The organism is Microbulbifer sp. TYP-18 (assembly GCF_040932045.1).
Taxonomy (GTDB): domain Bacteria; phylum Pseudomonadota; class Gammaproteobacteria; order Pseudomonadales; family Cellvibrionaceae; genus Microbulbifer.
In genome coordinates, this window is the sequence record NZ_JBFRBC010000045.1 from 1 (window position 1) to 9,850 (window position 9,850).

General features: G+C 56.8%; 2 protein-coding genes. Both read right to left on the reverse strand.

The features are described from left to right. A partial coding sequence (locus ABVT36_RS18260) for an amino acid adenylation domain-containing protein (RefSeq protein WP_368457840.1) occupies window positions 1-6,156 on the reverse strand: 6,156 nt, incomplete at its 3' end. Then, window positions 6,153-9,850, reverse strand: a 3,698-nt coding sequence (locus ABVT36_RS18265) for an amino acid adenylation domain-containing protein (protein WP_368457841.1), incomplete at its 5' end; no start/stop codon positions are given. The genes ABVT36_RS18260 and ABVT36_RS18265, both read right to left, overlap by 4 nt.

The following is a 9,850-nucleotide window of genomic DNA, read 5'->3' on the forward strand; positions in this document are numbered from 1 at the left end:
CACACCGGCCGCGATCAAATGCTGGGCCAAACCATTGGCGCGGCGGTCCAGTTCGCCGTAGGTCAGCTGCTGATCCTGACAAACCAGGGCCACCGCATCGGGTCGCGCCTGTGCCTGGACCTCCAGCAGACCGTGCAGAGAGGGCGCTGCCATTGGTTCCAGTGCCGGTCCACAACCGTATTGGAACAGCGCCTTTTCTCGGTCTTCGGTGAGATAGGGAAGGGCTCCTACCCTACCGAGGTTCAGGAGGGCAAGGCCCTCGAGCACACAGTGGAGACCGTCGATCAGCGCTTCCATCGACACCTGTGAACAGGCGTCTGGCGTACAACTCATATCCAGCCGCAGCGCCTCCCCCGGCAGTGCGATTAAGGTGATACCGTAATCGGCTGATTCGTCGTGACCGATTCGTTCTATGTCAAAGCCCAGGGGCGAAGTTTCGTCACTCTTTTGTTGATCGACGGCATCTTCAACAGGGTAGTTTTCAAAAATGAGCAGAGTGTTAAACAAGCGGCTGCCGGCTGGCATCCCGGCGTATTGCTGAATTTCGCTCAGAGGTAAATAGTCAAAGGTCTCACGCTGCGCCTGATGTTTTTGTAAACGCTGAAGCCAAATCTCTACAGGCTCCTCTGGATCCACCGGGACCACAACAGGCAGGGTATTAATGAACAGGCCAACCATGGCCTCTATGCCGTCGACATCCGCCTGCCGGCCCGAGACTGTTTGACCAAAGACCACCTGTTTTTCGCCACCGCTGTGCCGGTACAGAAGGTAGGCCCATGCAGCCTGGACGAGGGTGTTCAAGGTCACGCTGCAGCGCTGCGCCTGTCGCGTCAGCCTGGCGGTCAGGGACGCCGACAGGCAAAGGCTCTGCTCGCGTCTGGCAGTATCGCCAGTCGACATCGGATCGGCCGAAAACGCCAGAGAAGTGGGCCCCGAGACACTCTGCAGCTGCTGGCGCCAGAAGTCGTTTGCCCTCTCTCTGTTCTGTGCCTGCAGCCAGACAATGTACTCGCGAAAATCACCCGTCGGTGGCAGCTGCGGCGCTTTACCCTGCCGTCGGTGTGTGTATGCGCTGAAAAGCTCCTGCAAGACGATGGGAATACTCCAGCCATCCAACAGGCTGTGATGGTGCGTCCAAAGCCAGCGATAACGCCTGTCGGACAGTCGTATCAAACTCATCCTGAGCAGTGGCGCCCGGGCAAAATCGAACCCCCGCTCGCGATCACTGGCACAGTGTTCGGCAAAGGACTCCTCCTGCTGAACTGTCTCCAGGCATCGCCAGTCCAGCTCCTGCCAGGGAACCTCCACCCGCTCTACCACCACCTGCAGCGTCTGGTCGCCTGTGTCTTCTGTGAAGGCTGTGCGAAACACACCATGCCGATCGATCAAGTCCTGCCAGGCGGATTGGAACACGGCTGGATCAAAGTCTCCGTGAAAATCCATAAACAGTTGAGTGACATAGGCTTCACGACGCGCATCGAGCATGCTGTGAAAAATCAACCCCTGCTGCATACTCGAGGCCGGGAACACGTCGACCAACCCGGAATAGCGATCCTGCAGCATATCCACGCGGGCCTGATCGAGGCTGGCTAGAGGAAAATCGCTCGGAGAAAAACGGCGGATGGCGTTCTTCTCACAGTGCTCGATCAGCATTTGCAGGCTGTCAAAAAATGCGTCGAACAGCGCATCCACCGTCGAGGGATGATGGCGCTCGGGATGATAGTCGAGAATGAAACGCAAACAGCCGTCACTGACGGCGCCGTTAAATCCGAGGCTATGATTACGGGGGTGTGCCTCATCCATATCCGGCCCGGTGTCCAGGTCGAGAGGGGCAAATATTGGCGCCTCGGCTACCGATCCATCAAACTGGCCCAAGTAATTAAATACCACCTGTACGGGACAGGCTTCTTGCAGAGCGATAATTTCTTTGTCCCGGGTTAAATATCGCAACACTCCAAAGCCAAGACCGTGATTGGGTACCTGCCTTAAAGCCTCTTTCACCCCAAGAATCAGCGCGGAAAAATCCTTCGCCCGCGCAGGCGCTCGCAAACAAAGGGGATAGAAGGAGGTAAACCAGCCAACCGTCTCGCTCAGGTCAATATCTGAGACAACGCTCTCTTCCCTACCGTGCCCTTCGAGGTGAACGCGAAGCCGAGGCTGCCCGGTAACGCGGTTAAATGCCGCCACCAGAGCACTCAATAAAATGTCCTGAATTTGTGTTCCGTAGACCTGGTGAATTCCACTCAATAGCGCCTGGGTACGCCCAGGATCCAGATCGGCAATTTTTCGCCGGGCAGAGCCGCTGGTATCCCGACCCTGCAGTTCCCCATCAGCGGCAAGTGATGCAGTCTCGCCACTTAACTGGCGGCACCAAAAATCTTTTTCCTCTGAACTTATTCCGCCCTTTGCATGCTCGCACAACGCACGCGACCACTGCTTATAGGGACTGGTTCTCGCCGCCAGCGCAATGTTTTTTTTGTGTCGCCACTGATCAAAACCAAGCGCCAAATCCTGCAAAACAATACGCCAGCTGACGCCATCAATAATCAGGTGGTGAAATACCAGCAGTAGCGCACCCTCACCCCGCCCGCCGCGATCGAAATACACCGCATAAAACAGAGGGCCTTCGCTCAAGTTCACTTGCTGCTTAACTTCAAGCGCGCTGCTTTTAACCGTCTGCTGCCAGTTTTCTTTAGCATCAATTGGCACATTAACAACAGAGGCATCGACACGTTCGGCGCTTGAGGCGTGAAAAAAACCTCTCCAGGCCTCACTCTCACAGCTAAAGCCCAATCGCAGCACATCGTGACGTCGATACAGGGCCTCAACCCAGGCGCGCAAGAATGTCACATCAAAGCCTTCGGGAACTGTCAACAGCTGCGACTGATGAAAGTGCTGTGGATTCGGCGCGCGATGAGAAAAAAACCATTGTTGAATAGGCAGTAAATTCAGCTCGCCGGTCGATTGCCGGGTATCCACACCCACAGCCGAAGTGTCTATGGCCGTTACGCTTGAAGCGAGTTGACGCACAGTGGGAAAGGTCAACACATCTTTAACGCTGAGCTTAAGACCCAGGGTTTTGGCTCGAGACACCACCTGTATGGACAAAATGGAATCCCCGCCAAGGGCGAAGAAATTATCGTCGATACCGACCCGCTCAACCTTTAGCACTCGCTGCCAGACCTGGCAGAGTTGCATGTCCACCTCGGAACGCGGTGCCGCATAGGCTCTATTGGAAAGAGTGTCAGCTTTCGGCAGCGCGTTGTGGTCGAGTTTTCCATTTACCGTCAGTGGAATAGCATCCAGAAAAATAAAGGCGCTTGGCACCATGTAAGACGGCAGTTGTCCGGACGCATGGGCGCGGATCGCGTTACGCTGGACTTCCCCGGCATGCTTGCCTACCAGATATGCGAACAGACGTTTATTGTCCTGCTCATCCGCCCTTGCAATAACCACGGCATCATCCACCTCCGGATGCTCAAGCAATACCTGCTCAATCTCCCCAAGTTCAATGCGATACCCACGAACTTTCACCTGCTGGTCGATGCGACCGAGATATTCGAGCTCACCATTTTCCCGGAATCTTCCCAGGTCTCCTGTTCGATAGAGTCGCTCGCCCGGCTTAAAAGGGCTGTCGACAAAGCGCAGGGCGGAGAGCTCCGGGCGATGTAAATAACCGCGCGTCACACCTCTGCCGCCGACAAATATTTCGCCCACGGCGCCCACCGGCAGTGGCGCCAGACCATCGCCGAGGAGGTACAGGCTCAAATCGCTCAGAGGTCGACCGATGATACTCGCCGCACTGCTGAGATCCCGTTTACCCAAAGGACGATACGTGACATGCACAGTGGTCTCCGTAATACCGTACATGTTAACGAGTTTTACGGCTTGCTCATCGTGACGTTCAAACCAGTGGGCGAGTTTTTTAACATCCAACGCTTCACCGCCAAAGATCACTCGACGAAGAGACAAAGGCTGTTGCAGTTCTTCGTCCACGGCGATGACCTGGTTGAATATGGTCGGCGTCTGATTGAGTATGGTCACCTGCTGACGAATCAACAGTCGATAGAAATCTTCGGGCGAACGACTGGTTGTTCGCGGCACCATCACCAGACGGCCGCCGTAGAAAAGTGCCCCCCATATTTCCCAGACCGAAAAATCGAAGGCATAGGAGTGAAACTGGGTCCACACGTCACCGGAATGAAAGCCAAAATTCCCCTGGCAGACAGTGAACAATCGGTTCACGTTGCGATGTTCTACCAGTACGCCTTTGGGTTTACCCGTAGTGCCGGAGGTGTAAATGACATAGGCGATATTCTTCGTGGATCGCTGCTTGCGGTGTTCGAGGAGCCGAGTCGCCAATTCCTCACTCGGTATCCCTTTTCTCGATGGAGGGCAATCCAACCACACTCGCTCGCAGCCCTCCAGAGCGTCCTCGGCACTGCAGCTGTCGAACGCCTGGGGGCTTACCACAAACTTCAGTGCCGCATCTTCCACTATGTAGGCGATTCGACTCGCTGGATGTGCGTGGTCGAGGGGCACATAGGCGCCCCCCGCTTTGAGGATGCCAAGGATGCCTATCAGCATCTCGTTGGATCCCGCCACCCAAATGCCCACCAGATCGTCCGCGGTGATGCCTCTGTCCATAAGAGCCAGGGCTAGCCGGTCCGAACGCCGCGATAATTCCCCGTAAGTAAGCTGATGGGGGAGCCCTGCGGTGCCCTCCTCGACCAGCGCTACGGCATCGGGAGCGCGCGAACTCTGGAGCTCAAATCGCTCATCGATACACAATTCACCCTTCGCGGTCCCCGCTGGCGGTGGATTCCATTGTTCAATTTGCTGATGATATTCCTGCCCTCCGAGCCAGGCACCGCGATCGATGCATTTGTCCCCTCCGGCCAAAAGAAAATTCAGAATATTGCCGATGTATCCGGGGAAACGCCTTTGCATATCGTCGGAAAACACTGTCGGGTCGACATTGATGTAGAGACTGTGGCTCTGATTCGAGGAATTTTTCGACACATTTATCGACAGAAGGTAATTGGTTTCCTCAAAGCCACCGCCGCCGAGAATATTGGCCGAGGCATTCTCCTGCTCATACACGTGGAAGTTTGTGTAATTAAATATAGAAGAGGAAAAATCCACTCCCGTCTGTTTTTGCACTGAGGCCAAGGGAAAATGTTTCATCGCCTGCAACTGCTGCAACTCAGATTCCGCTGAATTTATCAGTTGTGGTCCGGTCATGCCCTGGAGATTAAGGCGCACAGGTAGCGTATTGACAAAAAGTCCCAGGGTTTTTTCACTGCCGGACATTTCCGGGCGGCCGTGCATCACCACCGAACCAAAGACATCGTCACTGCCGTTCAGTAAAGACACAAAGGCCAGATACAGTGCTGTCCAGATACTTTTTTCCTGGACACCATATTTGCGGGCCAGGGCCACCACCGCGCGACTCTGATCCTGGCTCACCGGGTAACCAAAGCGCACACTGGTGCTTTGTAGTTGACCCTGCCACCAGGGTGGGTTGACACCCTCGAATTTTTCTTTCCAGTAGCGCTGCATATCTTCCGATGCGAGCGCTTTCTGTTCCATTAGAATAAAATATTTGTAAGGCGGCGGGGGCGCCTGTTGCGAAATTTCCCGGTTTTCTTGCAGGGTGTGATAGGTGGCCAGCAGTTCACTGATAAACGTGGCATTGCTCCAACCGTCCCATAAGGCGTGGTGAAAGCTCATGCCAAAGGCGATTTCTTGCGGCGACAGCAAAAAAATATGTAGCACCCAGGGGAAAGTACTCAAATCGACACCCCTGGCTTTCTCCCTGTCAAGCCAGAGTCGCAGCTCCTGCTCCTTTTCCTCCGGATGAAGATCACTTAAATCGGTTGAACTAAACTGCGCCGATTCAACCTTCATCACAAACTGCAGCGGCCGGCCCTGTTCCAGGTTAAATACCGTTCGCAGTATGGCGTGCTTTTTCACCAGATAATTCAATGTTTGCCGAAATACCTCAACATCCCAGGACAATTCAAAGCGGTAGAGCGTCACATCGTGATACACACTTAGATCGGGTCGCTGCATCGTGTGGTAAACCATGCCCTGCTGCAGCAGCGACATGGGGTACGCGTCTTCGATGACCGGCTTTTCGAGGACTTTATTCACGACTTATCTTCCGCTTCGACAGAAAAATTATTCAACAGGGACAGCTTTTCTTCTTCCGTGAGCATGGAAAAGGTATCCAACTCCTGCCACGGTTCCGACAGATCCGGTTCGTTATTTTTTTCATCGCTCATCTTGGTGATCACACTCGCCAGAGCTGCGACGGTAGGATTGGAAAACAAATCCTTGACGGAAAACACAAGTCCACGCTCTTTGGCTTCGGCCACCAGGGAAATGGAACGGATAGAGTCACCGCCAAGGGAAAAGTAATTGTCTTCGATGCCGATTTTTTCCACCTTCAAATTTTCCTGCCAAAGCGCAACCAGTGTTACCTCCATGTCACTACTCGGGGCCTGATAGCGCGAGCGGGCAAAATCCTGGTCCGCAGGTGCCGGCAGTGCCCGTTGATCCACCTTGCGGTTGGGTGTAAGGGGGATTGCCGGCAAGCGTACGAAGGCGCTGGGAACCATGTAATCGGGCAAACGCTCCTGTAGATACTCCATCAAGCGCAGTTGCAACTGGTGCCATTCGTCATCGATGGCATCCCGGTCAAGCACCAGGTAGGCGACCAGACTTTTTGCACCCAGGGGATTGTCTCTGGCCAGCACCACCACCTCTTCAACACGCTCGTGCTGCAGCAGGTGATTTTCGATTTCGCCAAGTTCAATCCGGAAGCCACGCACCTTGACCTGGGTATCTACGCGACCAATAAATTCGAGTTCGCCATCCGGCAGTGCGCGCGCGAGGTCACCGCTGCAGTAAAGGCGCTCGCCGGGAGTTTGCGCATAGGGATTGGGCACAAATTTTTCAGCCGTCAGCCTGGGGTGTTTCAGATAGCCCCGCGACAGGCCCGCACCACCGATGCACAGTTCCCCCACCACTCCGACGGGTGCCAGTGAGCTGTTGTCGTGCAACACAAAGCCTGTATTGTTCGCCAGCGCGCGACCGATGGGTGCCGTTTGGGTTTGAGCGAAGACCGCAGGCTCGATGGTATGAACCGTGGCAAAGGTCGTGCATTCTGTGGGCCCATAGACATGATGTAATTCCCCCGGCAGTGCCCGCAGCGCACCATCGATAGCCTCGGCTGAAAAAGCTTCGCCACCGAACAGAAGCTTTTGCAGTCTTTTTAAACAACCTGGAATGGTTAGACTGACCCGGTTGAACAGCGCCGTGGTAAAAAAAGCGATGTCAATTCGCTGGCGCAAAATGACATCCTCCAATTGCGGCAGCTCAAGGGTCTGTTCGCGCGCTACCATGACTGCGCGGGCACCGGCGGCCAGGGCGCCCCAAAGTTCGTAAGTGATTGCATCAAAGACATAATTGGAGAACTGGCCCACCACCTGGCCGGCATCGGCAGCGAGGCGATGTCCGGCTCCCACCAGGCTGAGAATATTCCCGTGAGTAATGCAAACGCCCTTGGGTTTACCCGTACTGCCAGAGGTATAAGTAATGTAAGCAAGATGCCCGGGTGATACGGACGCCATGTGGGCGGGAAGATTGTCGCCCGGGTATTTTCCCAGAGTCATTGGATAAAGCTCGGCGTCCAGCAGCAGGATGCGGACCTCGCTCAGGAATTCCAGTTCTTCCAACAGGTGTTGTTCTGTCAGCACCATGGAACAGGCGCAATGGGCCATCATGGCCTCGAGGCGCGCCGGCGGATACTCTGGGTCCAGGGGCACGTAACAGCCGCCGGCCTTGAGAATACCGAGCAAACCGGCCACCAGTTCGATAGATCGCTCCGTGCACACGCCGACACACTGTTCCGGCTTCAGACCGCGATCCAACAGATAGTGGGCGATCTGGTTGGCGCGGCGGTCCAGTTCGCCGTAGGTCAGCTGCTGATCCTGACAAACCAGGGCCACCGCATCGGGTCGCGCCTGTGCCTGGACCTCCAGCAGACCGTGCAGCGTCTGCGCGGGAAAGGCTGCCCCATTGTCATTCCACAGCTCAAGCTGCTGCCGGCGCTCCTCGCCACTCAGCAATTCCAGATGCGACACCGGCAGCGCCGGCGAAGCCACTGCGGCACTCAGCAGGCGCTGGTAGTGGTCCAGCATGCGCTCAATCGTGACGCGGTCAAACAAGTCGGTGTTGTACTCCATCCCCCCGCGCAGGCCCGTTTCTGTCTCCGACAGATTGAAAGTGATGTCATAGCGCGAGATCCCCTCCTGATCATCGGCCATGGACTCGCAACTCAGTGCCAGCTCGTCCAACGCCACGTCGTCCACCGGGGTGTTCACCAGAGAGAACGACACCTGAAACAGGGGCGAGTAGCTCACGCTGCGCTCCGGGTTCAACTCGTCCACCAGCCGTTCAAAAGGAATGTCCTGGTGGGCGTGGGCATCCAGGGTTGTCTCCCGGGTGGTGCGCAATAGTTCGATAAACGAGGGATCCCGTTCAAGGTCAAAACGCAACACCACGGAGTTGATAAAAAAACCAATCAATGATTCTGTCGCCGGCAGATGCCGGTTGGCCATGGGTGTGCCAATGGCCAGGTCGCGCTGCCCCGAGTAGCGAGCGAGCAGCACCGCAAACACTGAGATCAGTGTCATAAACAGGGTGACCCCCTGGGCGCCGGCCAGGGCTTTGATGCGCTGCGTCTGCTCCAGCGGAATCGACAGACTGGCATAGGCGCCGTGAAAGCTCTGCTCCGCCGGCCGCGGGCGGTCTGTTGGCAGGGTCAAACGGGTCGGCAGGTCGCGCAGCTGGGTTTTCCAGTACGCAAGCTGTCGGGTGAGGGTCTCGCCTTCCAGACAGCGCCGCTGCCACTGGGCGTAATCGGCGTACTGCACCGACAGTGGTGGCAGTGTGGGGCTGCGCCCCGCCTTCAGGTCGCGATACACGCTCACCAGTTCGCGGAACAAAATCCCCAGGGACCAGCCGTCGGCGATACTGTGGTGCAGGGTGATCAACAGCAGGTGGCTGCCGTCGCGCTCGTCACACAGCAGGCGAAAACGGCTGAGGCGCTCAGCGGTCACATCAAAGGGATGCATCCACTCCGCCTGGCTGATGCTCTGTACCTCGGCAGTGGAGCGCACCACCTCAAGACTCAGAGCGGGCACCTCCTCGTCGATCACCTGTACCGCCTGGCGGCCGTCGTAGGCAAAGCGTGTGCGCAGGCTTTCGTGGCGCTGGATCAGGTGGGCGAGACTTTGCTTGAGCAGCGCCAACTCAACATCGCCGCGCAGGCGCACGGCCAGGGGAATGTTGTAGACCGGGTTGGGCCCCATGTAACGGCCCAGAAACCACAAGCGCTGCTGGGCGTAGGACAGGGGAAGGGGCTCGTCCCGTGACACCGGGATCAGGGCAGGCAGCACAAGGGCCTCGCCGGCGCCGGTATTGGCACGACGGGTGTCGATCAGCGCCGCCTGGGCCTGCACCGTGGTGTGGGCAAAGAGTTCACGCACGGGGATATCGACGCGGAAGGCCTCACGGATGCGGGCCGCCAGTTGGGAGGCCAACAGGGAGTAACCACCAACTTCGAAGAAGACATCGTGACGCCCCACGGGCTGACGCCCGATCAGTTCGCTCCAGAATGCGGCCAGCAGGGTTTCCGTTTCTCCCTCGGGCGCGGCAAAGGCTGTAAGCTCGCGTTCGGGTTCCGGCAGGGCCCGGCGATCCAGGCGCCCGCTGGCCTCGCGCGGCAGGCCCTCAAGAGCGACAAAGGCCTCCGGCAGAGCCTGGCCTGTCAGGCGCAAGT